The following is a 21,665-nucleotide window of genomic DNA, read 5'->3' as shown; positions in this document are numbered from 1 at the left end:
CTCACTTGGGTGAAACCCAAGCTCCGGTGAGCACGGCCTGCGTGCGACCACGGATCACGCACTCTGACGCGTTTTCTCGCGACGCAGTATGACGGATCAGGGCTAGCGCAGGGATGAGTCGCGACCCTGCAAGTTCGCGCGAACTGCCGGCCGACGGAAGCCTGCTCACGGCTCGCGGCATGCGCAGTCGCATCGCCTTGCTCGATGCCGCTCGGCGGTTGTTCCGAAGCAAAGGCTATGCGAATGCGACGATCGCCGACATCACGCAAGAAGCCGACCGGGCGCTTGGTTCGTTCTACACCTACTTCTCCAACAAAGAAGAACTCCTCGAACAGCTCGCCGAGGACTTCAAGGAGGAGATGGACCATCAGATGACTGCCCTGGATCTGACGGGGGACGAGCCATACGACGTGATCTGGAGACTCTGCGAAGTCTACTGGAAGGGTTACCGCGACCACTCACCAGAACTCGCGGCCATCTTCCAGGCATCGATGGTGGATTCGCATTTCGCCAGACGCCGGCAGGAGATTCGCGCGGATGCGCGCGGGAACATCGCGGCCGCGATCCGCGCAGTCAGACTCACGCCACCAGACCCCGATCCCGAAGCAACCGCTTCTGCGATCGGTTCGATGATGGATTACTTCTGTTATGTCTGGCTGATCGAAGGCGGGGAAGCCAATCGTTCGTCATTGAGCGATGACGTCGCTGTCGAAACCCTGGCCCGCGTGTTTTACCGGACGGTCTTCGCCACTCCAGAGCCGCGAAAACGGCGAAAGCGCAAGAAATGACGACGACGGAAACAAAACGCAGCTTTGTCTCTCTGGTTTCACCCACAGCACGGCGCAACGGCGCCGGCTATATGCCCACCCAGGGCTTGTATCACACACCGGCCGGCAAAAGACCACGCGTTGCGTTCATTGCCACTCACTACAACGTCGACTTCTCTGAGCACTATATGGGCGAGTTGATGGCGCGGCGCGGCTACGGCTTCCTGGGCTGGAACACGCGCTACCGAGGTGCAGAGCACTACTTCAATCTGGAGAACGCCTTGATCGACATCGGTGTGGGCGTGCGCTGGCTCTTGGAAGAGGCCGGCGTAGAGACCGTAGTACTTCTGGGAAATTCCGGCGGCGGCTCGCTGATGGCCGCCTATCAATCCCAGGCTACCGAGGCCAACCTCCAGCCCCTACTCGGGGTCCCGGTGCACGAAGCAGCCGGTGATCTCATTGCCGGTGACTACTACGTATCGACCAACGCGCACCCCGGACGGCCCGAGGTCCTTACGGACTGGTTCGATCCGTCCGTGACCGACGAAAACGATCCGGCTTCGGTCGACCCTTCTCTGGATATGTACAACCCTGACAACGGTCCGCCCTACTCGACGGAATTCGTCACACGCTACCGCGCCGCCCAGGTTGCGCGTAACCACAAGATCACTGCCTGGGCCCTCGAAGAACTGAAGCGACTGCAGTCCGCGGGTTGTTTCGATCGAACCTTCAACCTGCACCGCACCTGGGCAGATCTGCGCTACCTGGACGGGAGTCTCGATCCCAGCGAACGCGAGGTAGGCGTCTGTTATCTGGGTCCGCCGAAATTCTTCAACTACAGCCCCTTCGGCATCGGCTGCACGAACACGGTACGGACCTGGCTCTCGATGTGGAGCCTCGAGCATTCACAATGCCGAGCTATCCCGCACCTGAAGCGAATTGTGGTGCCCTCACTGGTCATGCAAAGCACTTCGGATGCAGGAGTGTTCCCGGTAGATGCGCATACGATCCACGACAACCTGGCCTCCAAGGACAAGAGCCTCGAATTCCTACCGGGCGATCACTACATGCAGTTACCCGACAACGCCCGAGATGATATGGCCGACCGGGTCGCGAACTGGCTCGAGGAACGCCTCGACTGAGCCATCCCCGCCGCTCAGCGACTGAGCAGGATCTTGACGACCGGCCCGCGGGCCGCGACGTCCTCTTCCTTCTGCGGCTTGGCCGTCCGAGCGCCTTTGAGCCTGCGCTTCTCGAAACGACGTGCGGAAATGCGGTCCCTGGGTCCGTGATAGGTGACGACGTCGGTCTTCCCATCGGAGTTCAGATCGCCCAGGTCGTAGTTCAAGGTAGATTCGTGGTCGATCACGTGGTCGGGGGAACTCGAATAGCCGGCTCGATCGTTCCCCCAATAGAAGGCGAGCCGATTGGAGCCGGTGTCGGCGATCAGGTCGGGGAAACCATCCCCATTGGCGTCGCTATTGAAACTGATCAGCGGCCTGAAACCATCCTCGGGTAGAGTCTTGTTTCCGAAGACGAAGCCCAGGATGTCGATGTCGTAGTTCAAGGCGATCCGCCGATCGACCCGGGCAAAGGACTTGTCTCCGTCCTGTGAGTAGCGGCCATCCTCTCCCATCAGGTAGAGGCGGAATTGGATCTTGATCGAGTTCTTGATCACGACCTTTGCGGCCTGCGTGATCGCAAAATGAAAGAATGGAGCGATGAGATCGGGTCGACCATCGCCATTCAAGTCCGCAATCATCAGCCTGCGATCGATGCTCTCGGAACGCAGTCTCTGATCGGGCTCGTCCGGATAGACCAGGCCTTCACGCGCGTAGTAGATGTGTCGGTCGATGCGCATGCGCTCGCTCGGCGAACCCCACTTGATGGCGATGATGTCGCTCACCCCGTCGCCGTTCAGGTCCGCGAAAGCCAACCCCTCCGAAGCGATCGGGTCGTCCTTCTCTTCGGTATCCAGGATGGAGCGATCCCACTCGAAATCCGGAGCCGCCGGATAACGACCGTCGGCGCGCCGAAGAAAGACACTCAGGTGTTTGCCCTGCAGAACCAGGACGTCTACGCGACTGTCTCCATCGTAGTCCTGGACAAATGTCTGGGGTGACGCGAAACGCGCCTCCGTCCGCAAGGCGTGCCCGTGCGGATTTCCGACCAGGTCTTCCTCCATCGGATTGGCCAGACGAAACGTGACCTCGGCGTGGTTCTCGATCTGTTGCAGGAGTTTCAGACCTTCGGCCGAGTAACGCAGAATCCGCGGACCTTCGATCGTCGGAAGGATCAGCTCCATACGAGAATCGCCATCGACGTCCCAGAGGCAGCGCAGGCGCGCGGTCTTTCCCTCCTCGGTCCCTGCGAATAGCGTTTGCAGTTTCTGAAGCGGTGCAAACTCGGCGAAAGCCCCGTCCGCAAACGACGCAACGCGAATTCCCCGGTCGGTCAGGATGACCAACTCGGCACCGGGCAAGCCGTCGATTTCTCCGATATCAAAGACGCGCGTCTCTGCAGGCAACTGAATCGTCGTGCAGTTCGCGGAGAAACCTTCGGCGGTCTGCAGACAGGTCTCAAAACGCAGCCTGGTCGGATCGTCCTTTCTCGACAGGAGGACGGCGACGTCCAGTCGACCGTCCGCATCGAGATCCACGTTCACGCCCGTGCGCATCCTGCCCGTGAACTCGAGTTTGAAGAAGTCGAAGTGTTGGGAATCCGCAGAGGCCGGTGCGGTTGAGAGCAGGCAGCCGAGGATTGCGATCCAGTGCGCGAGCGTTTTCAAAGTGTGAAGTCCCGCTTTCTGATGCCAATCAGCGAGATGGAAAAGAAGAGCGCGAACAGCCCAGTGGATACGAAGGTCATCTTCTGGATGTCCCAGTTCCACCAGTTGTCGATGGGAATCCCGGTCGTCAGATCGGCCAGGGTGTACATCGGTACCAGGACCTGCAGAGGCAAGCTGATCGTTCCGTAGGAAAGTACGTGCGGCTGCCCGTTCCACTCGAATGGAATCCCGAAACTCGCGGGAATCAAGCCCAGTGTTTGCGACGTGATGTAGAAAATCAGCCCCACCACGATGGCGCCGCCCATCGTACTCGAGTAGGTCGAAACCATCAGGGCCAGCGACGTCAGGGCCGCAAAAGGAATCAACAGGAAGAATGTTCCGATCGCGATCTGCCAGCACAGGTAGCCGGCTCCGAAGATGACGTATTCGTTCTCGGTAAGACTGCCGAGTCCGTAGAAGTACCAGCCGGCTCCCAGGGCCACGCTCCAGAATATGCCAAGGCTGAGAAGCATCATCAGTACCGCGGTCAACTGCTTCGAGAGCAGGAGTTCCGTACGGGTCACCGAGCGCGTCAGGATGCATTTGATCGTCGAGTTCGAGACCTCGATCGCGAACAGCACACAGACCATGACGAACAGGATGAAGACGCCGACATCCAGGAATCGGAACATCAGGCTGAAAGCGAAATCCCAGCCTGAACCCGAGGTAACCGCCGAGGCTTGTTCAGCCTTGTACGAGATCAATGAACCAAATATGGAGAAGGCGAGCGTGGCTGCATAACCGGCGGCGATTACCCAGTAGCGCGAGAGCTTGATCAGGTCGGTGCGCACCAGTTGCAGGATCGTCCTCAACGAACCCATCAGACGACCTCCTGTGAAGAGCCGGTCAGCTCAACGAAATACTCTTCGAGCGTCTGCCTGCGAGTCGAGATCGCTACCACCGAGATGCCCTGTTCCAACAGGGCGCGGTTCAGGGCCGTCGAATTCGAGCGATCTCCGGGAAATTCGAGATGGCCCCGGCGCAGGATCTCGGCCTCGATCCCGAACTGGCCCCGCAGAAGATCGCGAGTGCGCTCGTCTTCTTCGTCCCTGACTTGAAGGTCGATGACCGCTGCGCGCTCACCCAGAAGTTCATCGAGACGTCCTTCGCGAATAATGCGTCCGCGAAAGATGATCGCGATGCGATCACAGACCTGCTCGAGTTCCCCCAGAAGATGACTGGACAGAAAGATCGTCGTGCCTTCCTCGTCGCGAATGCGCCGGATCAGGTTTCGGATCTCTCGCATGCCCTGGGGATCGAGGCCGTTGGTCGGTTCGTCGAGCACCAACAACCGCGGGCGCTCCAGTAGCGCAAGTGCGATTCCGAGTCGCTGGCGCATGCCTTGCGAATAGCCCGAGACTTTCTGATCCCCGCGCCGACCCAACCCGACGAGTTGCAGGACTTCATCGATGCGCCGACGGTCGATCCCGCCGCTGATCAAACCGAACAGGTGCAGATTCTTGCGCGCGCTCAGATAGCCGTAGAACGCAGGGCCCTCGACCAGCGCGCCCACATTGGAGATCGCCCGCTTGAAGTCCGTTCGCACATCGTGACCAGAGATGCGTGCGCTGCCGGAACTGGGTGTGATCAGTCCGAGCATCATGCGGATGGAGGTCGTCTTGCCCGCGCCGTTGGGACCCAGAAAACCGTAGACATCTCCGCTCTCCACGGAGAGGGATACATCCTCGACGGCCTGCAGCCGACCGAAGCGCTTGGAGATGCCCTCTGCTTCCAGGATCGTCATCGTCGTCAAACGCTAGCCCTTGATCCTGCTCACCTCCAGCGGTCGTTTCCGTCGAAGCACGAACCGACGATCTCCCATTTTCCGGACAAGATTGCTCGAACTCCACAGCTCTCGAAAACCGGATTTCGGGCCAGCTCCAACCCAGGTGTGGGGTCCGGTATAAAGAGTCATGCACCCTCGACCCACTGGAGGCGGTCCCGGAGGCCCCACTGGGTTCCGAGCCATGGCCGGGATTCTCTCGCATGGAGAATTTCGCTGGCTCTTCTTTTCGAACCTCGCCTTCTTTCTGGCAATGCAAGCCCAAAGCATCGTGCGTGCAAATCTGGCCTGGGAGATGACCAACGACGAGTTCGCGCTGGGTACGATGATGGCCGCGATGGCCGTCCCGATGGCGCTGATCGCTCCTTTTGGCGGTGTCATGGCCGACCGGCTCGACCGGCGCAAACTGATCGTCACCGGCCAGTCCATCGTCTTGACGAGTGAGTCCGTGGTGCTGGTATTACTGCTCAGTGGCGCGCTTCAATTCGCTCACCTGGTGTTTGCATCTTTCGTGATGGGCTGTGTGTTCCCGCTGATCATGCCCGCACGCCAGGCCGTGGTCGCGAACCTCGTGGGGCGCGAAGGACTCTCGCGGGCGATCGCGCTGAACATGGCGGGACTGAACGCAACCACGGTACTGGGCCCGGCCATCGGCGGTTTGCTCGATTCGATCAGCCACGAAGTCGCCTACGTGACGGGCATCAGCTTCTACGCAACAGCGGTACTGTGCATGTTCGCGGTGAGCCCGTCACGTGCCGAAGGTGCGGCACGTGATGTCTCCGTTCTCCAGAACCTGGCCGACGGAGTGAAATACCTGGGCACAAACCGCCTTCTCTTGATGCTCCTGCTATTCGGACTGGTTCCGATGTTCCTGATGATGCCCTTCCGGAACATGGTCGTGGTCTTTGTCGACGATATCTGGAACCAGGGACGCGCCGCCGTCGGTCTGATGAACGCCGCCCTCGGCTTCGGCGGCATCGCGGGCAGCATCCTGATCGCCTGGATCGGCGATACGCAACGGCGCCTCGGCGCGATGCTCGGCAGCATGCTGGCCTTCGCGGTACTGCTGATCGGATTCTCCATGAGCCCCTCGTTCCTGGTCGCAATCCCTTTCGTGGTTTTTGCGGGCTCGTTCTCGACCCTGTTCTCGACCCTCAACAACACGGCCGTACAGTTGTTGATTCCGGATGAAGTGCGCGGACGCGTGTCGAGTTTCCTGATGATGTCCTTCTCGCTGCCGATGATCGGCGTTTTGCCAATCGGCTATCTCGCTCGCACCTACGGAGTGCAGCTGGCGGTGAGCGCAGCCGCCGTTGCGGCGGTCGTCATTGCCCTGGCCATGCTGGCGGCGAGCCGTTCGCTCCGGAATATGAACCAGGCGGTCACGGAAGCCCTCGAAGATGGTGCTTCCCCCGTGCAAGCGCGCGGCGTAAGGTAGGATTCATGCTGATCACGATCTCACGTCAGTACGCAGCCGGAGGTTCCGAAATCGCCAGGCGCGTGGCGGAAGCTCTCGACTGGCGGGTCTTCGACAACGAGCTGGTCGAGAAGGTCGCCGAGCGAGCGGGCATTTCCGCGGACGAGGTCGCACAGCGTGAAGAACGCGTTCCGGGCTTCATCGATCGCTTTGCCCGTGCGGCGGCTCTGACCTCACCAGAGCTCTTCGTTCCGGATTCGAGTTCCATCGCGACCTTCGAAGAGGTGAAGCTGGCCCAGATCACCCGCGATCTGGTTGCCGAACTCGCACGCGAGGGGCGAATGGTCGTCGTGGGACGCGCTGCGGCTGCGGTGCTCGCCAGCGATGAAGGCACGCTGCGCGTGAGACTGGTGGCACCGGTCGAAGCTCGAGTACGCACAGCCATCGATCGCCTGGGCGTCGCGGAACGAGACGCTCCGCGAATCCTGGAGGAAACCGACCGCAATCGCGACCGCTACCACAAAGAGTTCTACCACCGCGACTGGAACGATCCGGTCAACTACCACATGGTGTTGAACACCCATGCACTCGGCTACGATGGCGCCGGAGGTGTCATCCTCGATCGCGTGCGGGCACTCGGCTGGAGCTGAGAATTCAGAACAGGAGTTGAAGTTGATTGATCAGATCGGACTACTAGCGTTTTGGAAGGGCTACGAACGCGAACTGACCGTGCGTGCCGCGCAACTGGCCGATGAACTCGGCTACGATTCGTTCTGGTTGCCCGAGGCCTGGGGCTACGAGGTCTTCTCGTTGCTGACCGAGATCGCGGTTCGCACCAAGAGAATCAAGCTCGGAACGGCCATCGTGAACGTCTACAGTCGCTCGCCGGGTCTGCTCGCGATGCAGGCCGCAACACTGGACGAGATCAGTGAGGGGCGTCTGATCCTGGGGATCGGCCCGAGCGGCAAGCGCGTGATCGAGGGATTTCACGGCCGCAGCTTCGAAAAGCCCCTGACGCACGTACGCGACGTGATCCGCGTAACCCGCACGCTACTGGCGGGCGAGTCGCTGGATCGCGCGGACGCTCGCCTTCACGAGTACCGGCCCTTCCGCCTGGAGATGACACCTCGACGCAGAGAGATCCCCATCTTCGTTGCGTCTCTCAAACAGAAGTCGATCGAATCGATCGGCGAGATGGCCGACGGCTGGATCCCGACCTTCTGGCCGTATACGAACCTGGCACAAGGGCACGCATGGATCGCGACCGGCGCGGCCCGCTCCGGGCGCAGCACTTCGGAGATCACCACCGCACCTTTCACAACCGTTCTGCCCATGGGTGAAGAAGGCGGTTCGCGTCAGGGTCGCGAGATCATCGCCTTCTACATCGGCGGCATGGGCGACTACTACAAGGAATTGCTGTCGGGTTTCGGCTTTGCGGAAGAATGCGCCAAGATCGAAGAACTGTATAAGGACAGAGCCACACGCGGAGAAGCGGGCGAGGCGGTCAGCGACAAGATGATCGAAGCGCTGAGCATCACGGGAAGTCCGGAGCAGTGCGTGGAAGAACTCCGGCGGAGACGCGAGTTCGGAATCGATCTTCCGATCCTGAACCTCCCGAATCAGGTTCCCTGGGAGATCGTCGACATGTTCATCCGCGCCATGGCGCCGGTCCGCTGAGGACTGGCACAGGACCGCTCTTTCAGGCGAGGCCTTCGCGGTAGATCTTCGCCACGATGTCTTCGATCGGTGGATCTTCGAGGGTCAGATCGGCGATCGGAGCGCGTTCGGCCAGCCAGCTGATCAATTCGGGTGCGGGAATGTCCTCGCGCGCAAAGCGCAGCACCAGTCGTTCGGGTCCGCGTTCGGTCACGCGTACACCATCGGGTAGCTCGGCCGGAGGCGGACCTTCGAAGTCCACCTGAAGGTTTCGCTCGCGACCGAGCCGGCGCCGCACCTCGGCGACCGGTCCGTCGAACACGAGCTGGCCGTTGTCGATCATGAGCATCCGCGGACACAGCCTCTCGATATCGGGAAGATCGTGTGTGGCCAGCAAGATCGTCGTGCCACGTTCGGCGTTCTCGGCGGCGAGGAACTGGCGGATGGATTGTTTGGCCACGACATCGAGACCAATCGTCGGTTCGTCGAGGAACAGGAGGTCCGGTTCGTGTAGAAGCGCACCTGCAAGCTCGCAGCGCATGCGCTGACCCAAAGAGAGCTTTCGCACCGGAGTATCGAGCAGAGGACCGAGTTCCAGTAGTTCGACCAGTCGATCGCGCTGGGCCGTGAAGCGTGCCCGGGGGACCGCGTAGACGTGCTGCAATAGTTCGTAGGACTCGATCACCGGCAGATCCCACCAGAGCTGGGTGCGCTGGCCGAAGACCACTCCGAGATGGGACACGTGGGCGACTCTTTCGAGCCGGGGAATGCGACCGCAGACCTCGACCCGGCCGGATGTAGCTTCGAGTACACCGGTCAGAACCTTGACCGTCGTCGACTTGCCCGCACCATTGGGACCGATGAAACCCACGAATTCGCCGCGCTCGATCTCAAAGTCGATGCCATCGACCGCACGCACGACTTCGTAGCGGGGATCAAAGAGATTTCGCAGCGCACCCAATGCGCCGCGATGATGCCGGGCGACGCGGTATTCCTTGGAGAGATCGGAAACGTGAATCACGGCCACTAGCTCCCTGTCGATTCGTAACGCTTCAAGCCGGCGTCAAAACAGATGCGTGCGAGATACAACACGCCGATGCAGACGAATGGAGACATCCACGGTACCCAGTATGGAACTCCCGCCTCTTCCAGGCGCCCGAGGGCCGCCAACGCGGGGAAGTAGTTCACGAAGGCCAGCGGTATGGCATAGGTGATCACCCGGCGGAACCAGCGCGTGTAGATCGAAACTGGATAGGTCAGTGCGGCGCTGCCTCCGTAGGTCAGCATGTTCTGCAACTCCGATGTCTGGCCGAGCGTCCAGAACTGCGAAGCCGCGCCCAGCATGACCACACCGGTGAAAAAGAAGATCCCCCCGAAGATTCCGAGAGCTAGCCAGGACCAGCTCGCGAGTCCGAACTCGAGTCCGATTCCGCCGATGGCCAGTACGACACAGCCTTGCAGGACACGGCCCAGCCGACGGAGTTCGAACTCATTGGCGGCGACCTGGAGAATCAAACTGCGCGGACGCAACAACCAGCAATCGACGTCGCCGCGAATCAGATAGGGGCCGAAGTCCTCGAAGCCGCGGAACAGGTTCTCGACTACGGCCCAGGAAATCTCGACCATGCCGTAGAGGATGCAGAGTTCGAGAATACTCCAGCCCTGCAGACTGCCGAACTTGATCACCATGAAATACACCGGCAGGAACTCGGAAAAGACGGTCAAGGAATCGATTGCCAGGCCGGTGACGAAGCTCGTCTTGTACTGCATCTGCGAGCGAATCGAAGCACTCACGATGCGGCGGAAAAGGCGGAGATCGTCAGCCAGAGCCGGCATTCAGCCCCCCAGCGCCGCGAGTCGACGGGTTCCTCGAACCTCTACGGTGTGAGCCGCCAGACAGAGCGCGATGAACCAGAAGACCTGATGGCAGAGTCCGTAGATCAGCGCGTTACCGGCGAGCTTGCCACTGGCCAGCGCGACGGGCGTGTAGATCCAGCCGCGAAAGGGAAGTACATCGCAGATCTGGCGGAAACCGTCCGGATAGAAATCGAGCGGGACGACGACCCCACCGCATAGGAAACTCATGAACATCATTACTCGCAGCGGGCCCCTGGCGCTCTCGAACCAGTAGGCCGCGCCAGAGAGCGTGTAGTGCATCATCGCCGACATTCCGCACGCCAGCGCGATCGACAGTGGAACCAGTAGTAGCCTGGCTTCCATCGGCGGGGCCAGATCGTAGAGCGCAACCGCTGCCACGTAGAGAATGATCGTGCGAGCGAGCAGATAGTAGGCGACGTTTCCGTAGTTCTCCGCCAGATGCCGCGCCCAGAGCCGCACGGGTCGTGCCAGGTCGACCACAACATCGCCAGTGCGAACCCGCTCGGCCAGCTCCAGACCCGACCTCGGAGACATCGCACCGACCACCATCAGCAGCGCTTCGCAGGTTGCGAAATACAGCACGGCTTCATCGGCCGACCAGCCGGCCACGCGCCGGGTACCTCCGAAGAAGGCCAGAAAGACCTGCGCGTGGATCAGGAAGAAAAAGAAGTTGACCACGATCCCGGTGAAATTCGCGAGCCGGTAGGCCGAACGGCGCGCGAACGCGCAGCGTGCGTAGCGGAAATAGACGCGTGGCGACGGTGCGAGCGGCATTCCCTCTCCCGGGGAAAAGGGTCGCGAAAACTAACCCAGGCTCCGAGCCGGATCAAGTTTCGGATCGAATTACACCGTCAGCTTGACCTGGGTGACGCCGAATGCGAAAGGTCGCAACTCGCGGGCAGCGATGCGTTGGACCAGCGGGAAGCCAGAAGATAGGCCGTTGTGGCCCCCGCCGGACCGGCACCTGTGACGACGATTCGAGCAGACTGTTCTCCGGTCATCTCGACACCTCTGCGGCTGTGAATTCAGGAACTCCGAAGCACTCGTCCCGCGCATTCCCCCTGGTGTTCGCCGTCCTTCATGAAGATCTTGCCATTGACCAGCGTGTACTTGAAGCCCGAAGCTCTCTGGATGAAACGCCAGGCCCCTCCGGGCAGGTCGTTCGCGTATTCGGGGGGATGGACGCGCAACCCGTCGAGGTCGATCACATTGATGTCGGCAAAGGCGCCGGGTCGCAGGACCCCGCGGTCCTGGATCCCCAGGAACTCCGCGGGTTCGGAAGTGAGCTTGCGAATCCCCGCTCCCAATGACATGAGCTCCCGCTCGCGAATCCAGTAGCGCAGGAAGAAGGTCGAAAAACTCGTGTCGCAGATCTGCCCAACGTGGGCCCCGGAATCGGCCAGTCCCAGCAAGACGCTCGGGTCGCTCAGAAGTTCTCCCACGACTTCGATGTCGTAGTTCGCAAAGGGGAAGATGAAGTACGCCCCGCCATCGGCCTCGAGCACCATGTCGATGAAGGCATCGGCCGGAGTCGTTCCCCGATGCTTGGCGATGGCCCAAAGACTGTTTTCTTCGGAAAAGTCGTAGCGCGCGTTGCCGTCTTCCACGACCAGGTGGTAGATCATGGAAAGCTGGCCTTCGGTGGCCGCTTCATTGCCACCGCGCACGAGTTGTGCGCGACGCTCGGGATCGCGCAGGGCGTCCAGTCGTTCGGGGATGGACAGATCCTTGAGAGCCAGCCAGGCCAGGCTCTGGTCAAATGGCGTGATGTTCGGCAGTCCGACTACCACGCCGACGGCTCGCACTTCGGTCTGCGGCGCGAGCTTCGCTCCCTCGGCATTGGCTTGCGCAATCCGATCCATGAGTTCGCGCCAGAGCCCCGGGTTGTCGCGATTCTGCAGCACCGCAAAGGTGAAGGCGCAACCGGTGTCGATGGAGATCTTCTTCATCATCTCCACTTCTCGGTAGTGCGCCTCCTGATCTCCGCTCTCCACAGGGGGGACCCAGCCATAGATGCCGTGCCCGGCCTGCTGGATCAGCTTGCCGAAAGCCATCAGCTCATCGAGGCCCGCGAAGGTGCCGGGCACGTGGCGGCCATCCGACGTGGTGTGGAGGAAAGAACGCGAAGTCGAAAATCCAAAGGCACCGGCGTCGATGGCGTCTTTCACCGAGACACACATGGCGGCCATCTCTTCGCTACTGGGCTCCACGCCCTCTTCCATGCTGCGCTCGCCCATGGCCTGGAAACGCACCGCGGTGTGTCCGACCAGGGACGCGACGTTGATGCCCATCGGAAGCGAATCGAGAGTATCGAGGTAGTCGCCAAAGCTCCCGCCTGCGAAACGATTGCCCGCCAGGATGGCCTCCGCAGGGATGTCTTCTACGGACTCCAGCAACTTGACCAGAAAGCCCGCCTTCCTGGGGCTTGCGGGCGCCAGGCTCAAACCACAGTTCCCGTTCAAGATCGTTGTTATGCCGTGCCAGCAGGGAGACGAAGCAATCGGGTCCCACATCACCTGGGCATCCATGTGCGCATGGATGTCGATGAAACCCGGACAGACCAGCCGGCCTTCGGCGTCGATGGTCTTACGGGCATCGCCGCGTACCTCACCGACTTCGACCACGCGATCGCCCTGGATCGCCACGTCAGCGTGTCTGGGCTCGCTACCCGTACCGTCCACGACCTCGCCGCCTCGAATCACCAGGTCGTACATGAATCACGCCTCCTCTTTGCGCCGTGTTCCCAGATCCCCTGGGAACGGGAAGTATACCCCGACACAGAAACCGGCCTCCCGGAGAATAAACTCCGAGAGGCCGGTTTCAGAAGAACCGCTTTGCGGGGAACCGGCTGGCTAGGAACCCGAGCCCAGACCGATGATTGACGAACCTTTGCTCACCAGATCTTCTCGGATCTCGCGAAAGCAGGCGCCGTAGCGGTAGAACGGGATCGACGGAAAGAGGTGATGGATCAGGTGGTAGTTCTGGAACAGGAGCAGGGTCGAGAGTCCCGGGAAGAGCATGATGCGCGTCGCCTTGTAGCGATCCTGCTCGCGGTGAGGCCAGTGCGGGACGTAGTCGAAGACGAGGGCCAGAGCCAGGAACGCCATGGGCGCAGGCAGCACCCACAGTGCCAGAACTTCCCTCCACCAGCCCATCGCCGCCAGAGTGGCCGCGATCCCGACCAGGACCAGTGAGTAGGCGAGCGCGGTACCGCGCAGTAGCCAGAGGTGCGGGCTTCGCTCGGTATCGGCGAAGTAGGCCTTCATATACCCGGCGAAGATGGCAAAGCAGCGCACGAGAACCGGGATGGGTTTGGATCCGGGGATGAAGTAGTCGGGATCCTTCTCCGGATCGTTGGTGTGGGCGTGATGGCGCAGATGGGCAGAGCGCAATACCGCAAAACTGTCGAAAAGGATCGACATACACAGCCAGCCGCAGGCCTCGTTCAGCCAGCGCAGTCCGCGATGACGCCCACAGATATTGCGATGCGTTGCTTCGTGAGCTGGCGTGAAAGCCGCGTAGGCCACGAAGGAGTTGAGCAACCAACCCGCCCACAACGGGATCAGACCCGAAGTGGCCGCGGCGATGACGCCGACGAACGCCAGAAGGATCAGACCGGCCAGAGCCAGCGTTGGCCAGGCAAACACGCCGACATCGGCGCGCCAGGCTTCGGTCTCTTTGCTATTTCCCAGCACCTGGTCAGCTGGATTCAGGATTTCGGGGCTTTCTACGATCATGTCGTCCTCCTCAGACCACTTTCGACGACCACCCATACGCCAGGCCAACTACTGCGCACATCGAAGCGCGGATCGACCATGGCCTGGAGGAGCAATCCCTCGAACGTGGCAAGTACTGCAATTGCGGCGTCATCCGGATTCATCTCGCGGATTTCGCCGGACGTGATTCCCCCCTGTACGATTTCAGCGAGACGCCGTCGCCAGCGTCGGTACACCTGGCGCATTCGCTCGCGACTCTCGCGATGTCCCAAGAACTCGGCCCAGGTGTTGAGCAATTCCGTGGGACCGCCGAACAGGTCGATCGCCAACTGACCACAGCCTCGCAGTTGGACCAGCGCCGAGTCGGGCGACTCGGTGGCATCGAGAATGGCGAACGTGCGCTGTTCGAAGAGTTCGAAGAGCGCAGAGAGAAGGTCCACCTTGCTCGGGAAGAAGCGGTACAGACTGCCCTTCGACAGCTTCGAGGAGCGGGCGACGTCATCCATGGTCGTCCGCTCGTAGCCGGACTCCGCAAAACAGCGAACCGCAGCTTCCAGAATCTGCGTGCGGCGTTCGTGGGCGGGCGCATGGCTCGTGCCGCGCCGAACAGCTGTCTGCTGCTTTGCTGGGGACATCTGAGAAAACTCCTCCCGAGAACGGCTCCCGTGAATTCGCAGTGATCAGCCCGAAACAAACTGACCAGTCAGTCTTTATTGTATCTCCGCGAGAGGAGGCTGTCCAGCGGAATCGCCGCCGCTGCCTGCAAGGGCCCGGTTACGGCTATGATTCGCCTGCGAAAAGCCAGGAGGACCGGGTATGTGCCAGAAGAACGAGTCGAGCGGAATGCCGCTTTCACTTCCCTACGGATTTGTGGTCCTCGCCCTTCTGGGCCTGGCGCTGGCCAGTCCGAGCCGCGCACTCGCCGATTCCAAGGTGCTGCTCTGGGGAGATACGCATCTCCACACCAGTAACTCGTTCGACGCCTATCTGAATCGCAATATGAGCGCGGATCCAGATACGGCCTATCGATTCGCGCGCGGTCTGCCCGTCATCCATCCCTTCCATCGCGCGCGCGTGCAGATCGACACGCCGCTGGACTTCCTAGTCGTCGCCGATCACGCCGAACTGCTCGGCAGCATGCGACACATCGTCGAGCGAGGCATTCCACGAGAAGGCCTGGGCTGGCAGCAGCGTTTCCGCGCCTTCCTGGCCGAGCGCTGGATCCGCGGTGTGGTCGAAGAGGACGAGGGTTCATCGGCGTTCAATTCCTTCCTGCCCGATACGAACTCGGTGGAAGAAGCTCTGGCCAACCCGCGGCAAGGAGGCTTGCCCAATAGCGACCTGATGGCGAAGAACACCTGGCGAGAGGCGACCCGGATTGCAGATGCGCATAACACACCCGGGACCTTCACAACATTGATCGGTTGGGAATGGAGTTCGATTCCGGCCGGTGCCAATCTGCACCGGGTCGTATTCACAAACGCTACCGCGAGTGTCGCCGAAACGTTCATGCCCTGGAGTTCGCTCGACAGCCCGTACCCCGAAGATCTCTGGGGCTGGCTGGAAAACACATCGGAGCAAACCGGCGCCGAGTTCGTGGCCATCCCACACAACTCCAATATCTCCAAGGGCCATATGTTCGCGGAGAAGTCTTTGCGCGGAGCGGAGATGACGCCCGAGTACGCCCGCTTGCGCGCGCGCTGGGAACCGGCGGTGGAGGCGACGCAGATCAAGGGAGATTCCGAGACCCACCCGAAGCTCTCGCCGCGCGATCCCTTTGCCGACTTTGAAACCTACCCGCACTACATTCAGCAGACGCCGCCGCCCTACGATCCACAGGCCGGAGATTATGTGCGTTCGGCGTTGATCCGCGGTCTGAAGATCGAAGAGCGCATCGGTTTCAACCCCTATCGCTTCGGACTCATCGGCTCGACCGACTCGCACACCGGAATGGCCAGTCCCGAGGAACCCAACTTCTGGGGAAAACTCGCACGCGACTCGATTCCCGAGAACAAGCGCGATACCCGACGGGGGCTGAATGGTCCGTCCGGCTGGTCGATGTCGGCCTCAGGGCTTGCGGCGGTCTGGTCCAAGGAGAACACCCGCGACGCGATCGTCGATGCGTTCAAGCGCAAGGAGATCTACGCGACCACCGGCCCGCGCATCACAGTGCGCGTATTCGCCGGTTATGACTTCAGGAAATCGGACCTGCGGGCCGACCCGGGCAAGATCGGCTACAAGCGCGGCGTTCCGATGGGTGGACTGCTTGTGCGTGCAAAGCGCGGTCAGGTTCCCAGATTCCTGGTGCACGCGAGTATGGACATGACCGGTGCGAACCTGGACCGCGTGCAGATGGTCAAGGGTTGGACCGATGAACGCGGAGGTCACGAGCGCGTGTACGACATCGCCTGGTCCGGAAAGCGCAAGCTCGATGCAGCCGGTACTTTGCCCCTGGTGGGAAATAGCGTCGACTTCGAAACGGCCAGCTACCGCAATGACATCGGAAGCCCCGAGTTGTCCACGGTCTGGAAGGATCCCGACTTCGATCCCGATCAGCGCGCCTTTTACTACGTGCGCGTGCTGGAGATCCCGACTCCGCGCCACTCTTCGTTCGACGCGCTGGCCCTGGGCTTGAAGCCGACCGAGATCAAACCACCCTGGTCGATCCAGGAGCGCGCTTACACATCTCCGATCTGGTACACGCCCTGATCCGTCAGGTCTCTTGAACCAGAGCGGTCAAGGCCCTGCGCAGGAGCTTGAAGAGCGCGTGGATATCTGTGGTCTGCGGATCGATGTGATGGGCGAGCGACGTCGCTCTTGCGCACACGCCGCCCGAACGCGTCGTAGGTGTAGCGGTGCACCACCCCCGGGGCAGAGCTCTTCTCGAAACGCCGCAGCCGGTTGTCCCGGCTCCAGGTGAACGTCTCGACCTCTACGCCGCCGGGAGGCGGGAGCGGGCGGCAGGTCGACAGGCCATCGTCGTCGCTCTCCCGGCACAGCAGGTTCCCATCGGCGTCGTGGATGAGCTTTCGCCACGTCGAGCCGACCGTCGTGCTGCCTTCGAGGCGGTTGTTGTCGTCGTAGTCGAACGCGCTCGGCGTACCGCCGTCCTGGGTCAGCTGGGTGCGGTTGCCAGCGGGGTCGTAGCCGAAGTCCTCGTCAGGTAGACTGGGCTCTGTACTTCCTATCCGCCCGGGTTCATCTGAATCGCAATACCGTCGAGAGCTTTGGCGATCCCTCCCCGGTTGCTCCTGTAGGCGATCCGCCTCCCCGGCGAGACGCAGTTGTACTGGTGGTGGGTATTCTGGATGTGAGCGAGGAGCTGGCTGCGGTGTCTCACGAAGTGGATGCGTCTTCGCATCAGGTCGCAGGTGGAACGCATTTCTGCCGGGTAGACGTAGCTTTGGGGGATGAGGCCTCCCCTGAGAAGCCCCGCGATCTTTCGAGAGTCGATCCTGTCGTTCTTGGCCTTGGCCCCGTGAATGGCCTTCGTGTAGAGGGCGTGCCCGAAGACGAAGGCGATGCCTTCGCGAGCGCAGAGGTCTGCGAGCCAGTACCAGGTGAACGTGCACTCGACGGCGACGACGAGATCCTCCCGGTACGGGGCGACAGCGCGAAGAAACCTTCTGGATCGCAGGGCATGTTGCGGTGAAGCACGATCGCCTTTTGGGGGTCGAGGATGCAGACGTACGTGGCCTCTGCGTGTAGATCGATTCCGCAGTAGTGCTTGTGAATCCCGGTGAAGAATCTCATTGCTCCCACCTGAAACGGTTGCTTGTTGAAGTCCAACCAGGCTACTCCGAGTGGGGTAGCCACAGGAGGGGGTCAGGGGAGCGGGGAGCGACGCCTGGGACTCGAGTGAAAACCGCCTCCGGCAACGAGCACGCGGCGGAGGCATAGCAAGAAGCGGCAAACTGTGTCAGTCTGGATCCGTGGCACGCGGCGAGATTCTGTTCGTCATCATTCCCTGGTATAACGAGGAGGCCAACGTCGCGCGGGCGGTGTCCTTCTACCGGGATCGGGTTTTCAAATCGGGGGGCCACGATACGTGAAAGAGGAGTTTGCTCGCATTCCGGGGCGGGCCAAGTCGGCGAGTTACGAGGCTGTTGTTGCCGAGGTCAACGCTGCTCTGGCCGAGTTCGGTGATGATTCCTCCGCAGCGCCAAAGTCACCGGTGTTGTTCATCGTCGGCCCGCCGCGTTCGGGCTCTACCTTGTTGCACCAGATTCTCGCCTGCACCGGCGGGTTCGGAGTCGTCACCAACTTCATCGCCAGGTTCTTTGCCAACCCGGCGTTCGGCGCTCGCGTGCAAACCCTGGCCGGTCCCTGGCTAGGAGCGGCTCACACGGGGTTTCGCTCCAACGCGGGAACCACGAGCAACTGGGCCGAGCCGCACGAGTTTGGCTACTTCTGGGAGCATCACTTTCCGTTCTCCGAGCATCACGAGCCATCGCTCGACGAGCTCGCAGACGTGGATGTGGTCCGCCTGGCCACCCACCTGGGTCAGCTGGAGCGGTCTCTCGGGCGACCCCTTTTGCTCAAGAATCTCCTTCTGAGTTTTGTCTTGCCCTTTTTGGCCGAGCATTTTCCCACCGCTGTGTTTGTCCAGCTGCACCGACCGCTCTTGCCGGTGGCGCAATCCATCCTGCGTGTCCGGAAGGAGACCTATGGCAGCGACATAGCCTGGTGGTCGGTGCGTCCGCGGGATGCCGAGGCGTTTTTAGAAGAATCCGCGCCTGAGCAGATCGCCTACCAGATCGAGCGCGTGCTCGAGGCCATACGCCGAGCGCGGCAGACGATGTCCACAACGCGGTGGTTGGACGTGGACTACCAGGCAATGTGCGCGGCACCCGCGCAGACCGCCGCCCGACTGGCCGAGTATGTCGGCATCGATCCAGATACCCTTTCACGAAAAGACCTGCCCGCCTCGTTTCCCGGGTCCACGGGTGATCCGGGCGATCCGAGCGGACTGGGCGCGGCATTGCGGGCGCGCGGTTTGACACCATGACCCGCGTGCTGGTAACGAGCGCCGGTAGCACAGCCGCCCAGAACCTGATTGCTATCCTCGATTCGAAAAAGGATTGGTGGACTCTGGCCGCGGATATGGCTCCTCGCCACTGCGGCCTGGGCATGGCTGATGTGGATACCATCGTACCGGCCGGCAGAGCGGCGGAATTCATACCGAGACTCATCGAGCTGGTCCGCAAACACGAGCTCGATCTCGTCGTCCCTGGACTGGAGGCCGATCTTTTGGCCGCGAGCCGACATCGACAGCGCATCGAGAAGGCCGGGGCGCGTGTCCTGGTCTCCTCGCCCGAGACGCTCGAGGTTTGCTTTTCCAAGCGAAAGCTGGCGATGGCGATCGAAGGGGTCGGTCTGGCGACCCCGACCGTGCTCGATCCCGGGACTCGATTGGATTTCCCGGTGTTCGTTCGGCCCGACGCGGGTACCGGGAGTCGCCGGGCTGGCCGCGTGCAGGACCGCGACGCGCTGCAGCGCAGGCTGGCTCGAGAACCCGACCTGGTCGTGACCGAATACTGCGATGGCGCCGAATACAGTATCGACGGTTTTGCCTGGCCGCCGGGCGAGCTCATGCACGCCATCGCCCGCACCCGCGATGTCATCAAGAGCGGCCTGGTGGTGCGCTCGACAGTGGTCGCCCTGGGTCGGCAGCGCGAGCAGGTCGCCAGGCTGTGCACCGAGCTCGATCTGGTCGGGTTTTTCAACATGCAATACCGCGAGCGAGCCGACGGCACGCCGCTCTTTTTCGACGTCAATCCCCGCCTGGGAGGGGGAATGGCCCTTTCGTTCGCCGCCGGCCTGGACCCGCTGGCCTGTCTTGACCTGTTCCTGGGAAAACCCGTACAACCGGCGTTTCAAGAGCAACTTGGTTTGGAACTCTGCCGCCGTTGGCACAACGTAATTCTGCGACCGTGATGTGAAGAGGTGAAGAGAGTCATCACCTTCGACCTGGACGACACGCTCTATCCCGAGCGCGAGTACGCCGAAAGTGGGCTGCGTTGTGTCGGCACTTATCTCGAGTCCGCGCATGGAGTTGTCGGCGCGGCGGACGAGCTGTTGGCCATACAGCGCTCGGGGGTTCGGGGGCAGGTGTTCAATCGGCTGGCCCGGACAGGAGCGTTCGACGAAGCGTTGATTCCCGAGCTGGTGAATATCTACCGGGGTCATTTCCCCGACATTGCGTTTTACCGCGATGTGATACCGACATTGGCGCAGCTCAGAGAGTGTCATCTCGCGGTGATCACCGATGGACCGTTGATCTGCCAGCAGCAGAAGATCGCCGCGCTTGGGCTTGCCCGGTATGTAGAACTGATCGTCTGCACCGACGAAGCGGGGCGGCCGGGGTGGAAGCCGAGCCCCTACGGTTATCGCAAGGTCGCCGAGTATTTCGGGGTAGCCCCCGAGAGCTGCTGGTATATTGGCGACAATCCGATCAAAGATTTTGTCGGCGCGCGCTCGCTCGGATGGGTCACGGTGCACATTGAGCGAGAGGATGTGTTTCATCCCGGTCGGCGAGCGGCCAGCGTCGAAGCAGAGGCCCATTTTCGAATTGGTGGTCTGGCGGAGCTGTTTTCCCTGTTCGAGGTGCCTGGGCGACAAGCTCCGGGTTGAAAGGGAGCGCCGCGACGAAATGAGCCGCGGAACCTGTCAACGCCGATGAGACACTCGATTGTTTGATTTACTGAGCATTTCCTCCTGTCGTTGATGATTCGGGTGGGTTGATCCAGACCGCTTCGGGAAGTGGACTTGGCTTGGGGGTGCCCCGTACGAAGCGTTCAGGATGAGCCGCCCATGCGGCTTCCAGCGTGCGCGTTCGTTGCGCTTGACCGCGGACGCTTGACCGCGATGAACATCGTACGGCGTCAGCATCGAGATGCCGTCATGCCGGTGAGGCCGTTCGGCCAATGAGGCTCGGGCCGCCCCCCGCGCAGATCCCAGCGTGCGCTACTAACTAACGAACTGGGCTCCTGCCTTGGGTACGAACGTCGAATCGCTGTTCGGGCCATGGATGGAGAACTCGGGCAGGGGGATCCACCGCTCCCGGTAGCGCGCCATTCGCGTCCACGAAACACGGGCCTTCTGACTACGGCGCGACAGCGCTCGATGCCAAAAGCGGATCACTTCAAGTCGAACGTTTCAGGCTTCCCCAGGCCACGAACCCGACACCGCTCCGCCGCGTGACGACCGAACTCGACGAGGCGAGCGGCCCTGCGCCCACTTCTGTCTCAGGATCTCTTTGGTCTTGCGCATCGACAGTCTCGACCCGGCCATCTGCCCCCCTTTCAGGAGGCCTGCTGGTCTTCCGGACTGTCCGCCGCCGCTCCCCCTCCGTGCGGGGGTATATCACCGCGTTCACGATGACCGAAATGAGCGTTCACGATCCCGATCTACGTGTTCACGTTGCTCCGATCTGAGCGTTCACGTTGCTCCGAAACGCGCAGTTGGGTGAGAAACGATGGGAGAACCGCCCCGGGTTTCCCGGAGACCTTATTCCTTGAGAGGATGGGGTCATGGGACGCAAGAGCAGGTTTTCGCAAGAGGTTCGTGAGCGAGCGGTTCGGATGGTCTTCGAGCACGGGGGTCAGTACGACTCCGAGTG

20 protein-coding genes are annotated in these 21,665 nt (G+C 61.4%); 10 read left to right on the top strand and 10 right to left on the bottom strand.

Annotated elements, in window-relative coordinates:
* The first annotated feature begins 113 nt into the window (after positions 1–113).
* Both GY725_05900 and GY725_05895 read left to right on the top strand, forming a co-directional pair.
* Entirely contained in the window at positions 114–788 is a 675-nt protein-coding gene (locus tag GY725_05900) for a TetR/AcrR family transcriptional regulator (protein ID MCP4003711.1), read from the top strand.
* Positions 785–1,909: an alpha/beta hydrolase gene (locus tag GY725_05895; GenBank protein MCP4003710.1), complete on the top strand. Its 1,125-nt coding sequence runs from the start codon at positions 785–787 to the stop codon at positions 1,907–1,909. Before GY725_05900 ends, GY725_05895 begins: the two co-directional genes overlap by 4 nt.
* A gap of 14 nt (positions 1,910–1,923) precedes the next feature.
* Here the strand turns inward: GY725_05895 and GY725_05890 are convergent, their stop codons facing one another.
* From GY725_05890 to GY725_05880, 3 genes are read right to left on the bottom strand one after another with little or no spacing between them, the layout of a single operon-like run.
* The gene (locus GY725_05890) at positions 1,924–3,555 is read right to left on the bottom strand and encodes a VCBS repeat-containing protein (protein ID MCP4003709.1); all 1,632 of its coding nucleotides are present in this window, start codon (positions 3,553–3,555) and stop codon (positions 1,924–1,926) included.
* Entirely contained in the window at positions 3,552–4,415 is an 864-nt protein-coding gene (locus GY725_05885; GenBank protein MCP4003708.1) for an ABC transporter permease subunit, read from the bottom strand. Before GY725_05885 ends, GY725_05890 begins: the two co-directional genes overlap by 4 nt.
* Positions 4,415–5,338 carry an ABC transporter ATP-binding protein gene (locus GY725_05880; GenBank protein ID MCP4003707.1) on the bottom strand — a complete coding sequence of 308 codons (924 nt, stop codon included), beginning with the start codon at positions 5,336–5,338 and terminating at the stop codon, positions 4,415–4,417. Before GY725_05880 ends, GY725_05885 begins: the two co-directional genes overlap by 1 nt.
* Positions 5,339–5,561: 223 nt before the next feature.
* On the opposite strand from GY725_05880, the gene GY725_05875 reads away from it, so the two are divergent.
* The 3 genes from GY725_05875 to GY725_05865 are packed head-to-tail and all read left to right on the top strand — an operon-like array spanning position 5,562 to position 8,471.
* Positions 5,562–6,815: an MFS transporter gene (locus GY725_05875; protein MCP4003706.1), complete on the top strand. Its 1,254-nt coding sequence runs from the start codon at positions 5,562–5,564 to the stop codon at positions 6,813–6,815.
* A 5-nt stretch (positions 6,816–6,820) separates the two neighbouring features.
* Entirely contained in the window at positions 6,821–7,444 is a 624-nt protein-coding gene (locus GY725_05870) for a cytidylate kinase-like family protein (protein ID MCP4003705.1), read from the top strand.
* A gap of 22 nt (positions 7,445–7,466) precedes the next feature.
* Positions 7,467–8,471: an LLM class flavin-dependent oxidoreductase gene (locus tag GY725_05865; protein ID MCP4003704.1), complete on the top strand. Its 1,005-nt coding sequence runs from the start codon at positions 7,467–7,469 to the stop codon at positions 8,469–8,471.
* Positions 8,472–8,493: 22 nt separating this feature from the next.
* On the opposite strand, the gene GY725_05860 is transcribed toward GY725_05865, so the two are convergent.
* The 6 genes from GY725_05860 to GY725_05835 form a co-directional block, all read right to left on the bottom strand.
* Positions 8,494–9,477 (bottom strand): ATP-binding cassette domain-containing protein, encoded by a 984-nt coding sequence (locus tag GY725_05860; GenBank protein ID MCP4003703.1) that lies wholly within the window; start codon positions 9,475–9,477, stop codon positions 8,494–8,496.
* Positions 9,477–10,286, bottom strand: coding sequence for an ABC transporter permease (locus tag GY725_05855; protein MCP4003702.1), 810 nt, complete (start codon positions 10,284–10,286; stop codon positions 9,477–9,479). Before GY725_05855 ends, GY725_05860 begins: the two co-directional genes overlap by 1 nt.
* Positions 10,287–11,102, bottom strand: coding sequence for a hypothetical protein (locus GY725_05850; protein MCP4003701.1), 816 nt, complete (start codon positions 11,100–11,102; stop codon positions 10,287–10,289).
* A gap of 251 nt (positions 11,103–11,353) precedes the next feature.
* The gene (locus tag GY725_05845) at positions 11,354–13,042 is read right to left on the bottom strand and encodes an amidohydrolase family protein (protein MCP4003700.1); all 1,689 of its coding nucleotides are present in this window, start codon (positions 13,040–13,042) and stop codon (positions 11,354–11,356) included.
* 138 nt (positions 13,043–13,180) lie between these two features.
* Positions 13,181–14,065 carry a hypothetical protein gene (locus GY725_05840; GenBank protein MCP4003699.1) on the bottom strand — a complete coding sequence of 295 codons (885 nt, stop codon included), beginning with the start codon at positions 14,063–14,065 and terminating at the stop codon, positions 13,181–13,183.
* Positions 14,062–14,679 (bottom strand): TetR/AcrR family transcriptional regulator, encoded by a 618-nt coding sequence (locus tag GY725_05835; GenBank protein ID MCP4003698.1) that lies wholly within the window; start codon positions 14,677–14,679, stop codon positions 14,062–14,064. The genes GY725_05840 and GY725_05835 overlap by 4 nt, the downstream gene beginning before the upstream one ends.
* Before the next feature lie 208 nt (positions 14,680–14,887).
* On the opposite strand from GY725_05835, the gene GY725_05830 reads away from it, so the two are divergent.
* Positions 14,888–16,753 (top strand): DUF3604 domain-containing protein, encoded by a 1,866-nt coding sequence (locus GY725_05830; GenBank protein ID MCP4003697.1) that lies wholly within the window; start codon positions 14,888–14,890, stop codon positions 16,751–16,753.
* On the opposite strand, the gene GY725_05825 is transcribed toward GY725_05830, so the two are convergent.
* Entirely contained in the window at positions 16,723–16,908 is a 186-nt protein-coding gene (locus GY725_05825) for a hypothetical protein (protein MCP4003696.1), read from the bottom strand. The two genes, GY725_05830 and GY725_05825, sit on opposite strands and share 31 nt — an antisense overlap.
* A gap of 467 nt (positions 16,909–17,375) precedes the next feature.
* On the opposite strand from GY725_05825, the gene GY725_05820 reads away from it, so the two are divergent.
* From GY725_05820 to GY725_05805, 4 genes are all read left to right on the top strand, one after another.
* Positions 17,376–17,696 (top strand): hypothetical protein, encoded by a 321-nt coding sequence (locus GY725_05820; GenBank protein MCP4003695.1) that lies wholly within the window; start codon positions 17,376–17,378, stop codon positions 17,694–17,696.
* 396 nt (positions 17,697–18,092) lie between these two features.
* A complete protein-coding gene (locus tag GY725_05815; protein ID MCP4003694.1) occupies positions 18,093–19,052 on the top strand; it encodes a sulfotransferase in 960 nt (319 codons plus the stop codon).
* A complete protein-coding gene (locus GY725_05810) occupies positions 19,049–19,981 on the top strand; it encodes an ATP-grasp domain-containing protein (GenBank protein ID MCP4003693.1) in 933 nt (310 codons plus the stop codon). Before GY725_05815 ends, GY725_05810 begins: the two co-directional genes overlap by 4 nt.
* 9 nt (positions 19,982–19,990) lie before the next feature.
* Positions 19,991–20,677, top strand: coding sequence for an HAD family hydrolase (locus GY725_05805; GenBank protein ID MCP4003692.1), 687 nt, complete (start codon positions 19,991–19,993; stop codon positions 20,675–20,677).
* The last annotated feature ends 988 nt before the right edge of the window (positions 20,678–21,665 follow it).

The sequence above is a fragment of the bacterium genome, assembly GCA_024226335.1.
GTDB lineage: Bacteria > Myxococcota_A > UBA9160 > SZUA-336 > SZUA-336 > JAAELY01.
Note: the sequence above shows the minus strand (reverse complement) of the source record. Positions and strands in the feature narration are given on the sequence as shown.

What these genes read in the sequence shown, in the direction of transcription:
- GY725_05900 (MCP4003711.1), top strand. Translation starts at nt 114, where the DNA reads ATGAGTCGCGACCCTGCAAGTTCGCGCGAACTGCCGGCCGACGGAAGC.
- GY725_05895 (MCP4003710.1), top strand. Translation starts at nt 785, where the DNA reads ATGACGACGACGGAAACAAAACGCAGCTTTGTCTCTCTGGTTTCACCC.
- GY725_05885 (MCP4003708.1), bottom strand. Translation starts at nt 4,415, where the DNA reads ATGGGTTCGTTGAGGACGATCCTGCAACTGGTGCGCACCGACCTGATC.
- GY725_05880 (MCP4003707.1), bottom strand. Translation starts at nt 5,338, where the DNA reads ATGACGATCCTGGAAGCAGAGGGCATCTCCAAGCGCTTCGGTCGGCTG.
- GY725_05875 (MCP4003706.1), top strand. Translation starts at nt 5,562, where the DNA reads ATGGCCGGGATTCTCTCGCATGGAGAATTTCGCTGGCTCTTCTTTTCG.
- GY725_05870 (MCP4003705.1), top strand. Translation starts at nt 6,821, where the DNA reads ATGCTGATCACGATCTCACGTCAGTACGCAGCCGGAGGTTCCGAAATC.
- GY725_05855 (MCP4003702.1), bottom strand. Translation starts at nt 10,286, where the DNA reads ATGCCGGCTCTGGCTGACGATCTCCGCCTTTTCCGCCGCATCGTGAGT.
- GY725_05850 (MCP4003701.1), bottom strand. Translation starts at nt 11,102, where the DNA reads ATGCCGCTCGCACCGTCGCCACGCGTCTATTTCCGCTACGCACGCTGC.
- GY725_05845 (MCP4003700.1), bottom strand. Translation starts at nt 13,042, where the DNA reads ATGTACGACCTGGTGATTCGAGGCGGCGAGGTCGTGGACGGTACGGGT.
- GY725_05840 (MCP4003699.1), bottom strand. Translation starts at nt 14,065, where the DNA reads ATGATCGTAGAAAGCCCCGAAATCCTGAATCCAGCTGACCAGGTGCTG.
- GY725_05835 (MCP4003698.1), bottom strand. Translation starts at nt 14,679, where the DNA reads ATGTCCCCAGCAAAGCAGCAGACAGCTGTTCGGCGCGGCACGAGCCAT.
- GY725_05830 (MCP4003697.1), top strand. Translation starts at nt 14,888, where the DNA reads ATGCCGCTTTCACTTCCCTACGGATTTGTGGTCCTCGCCCTTCTGGGC.
- GY725_05810 (MCP4003693.1), top strand. Translation starts at nt 19,049, where the DNA reads ATGACCCGCGTGCTGGTAACGAGCGCCGGTAGCACAGCCGCCCAGAAC.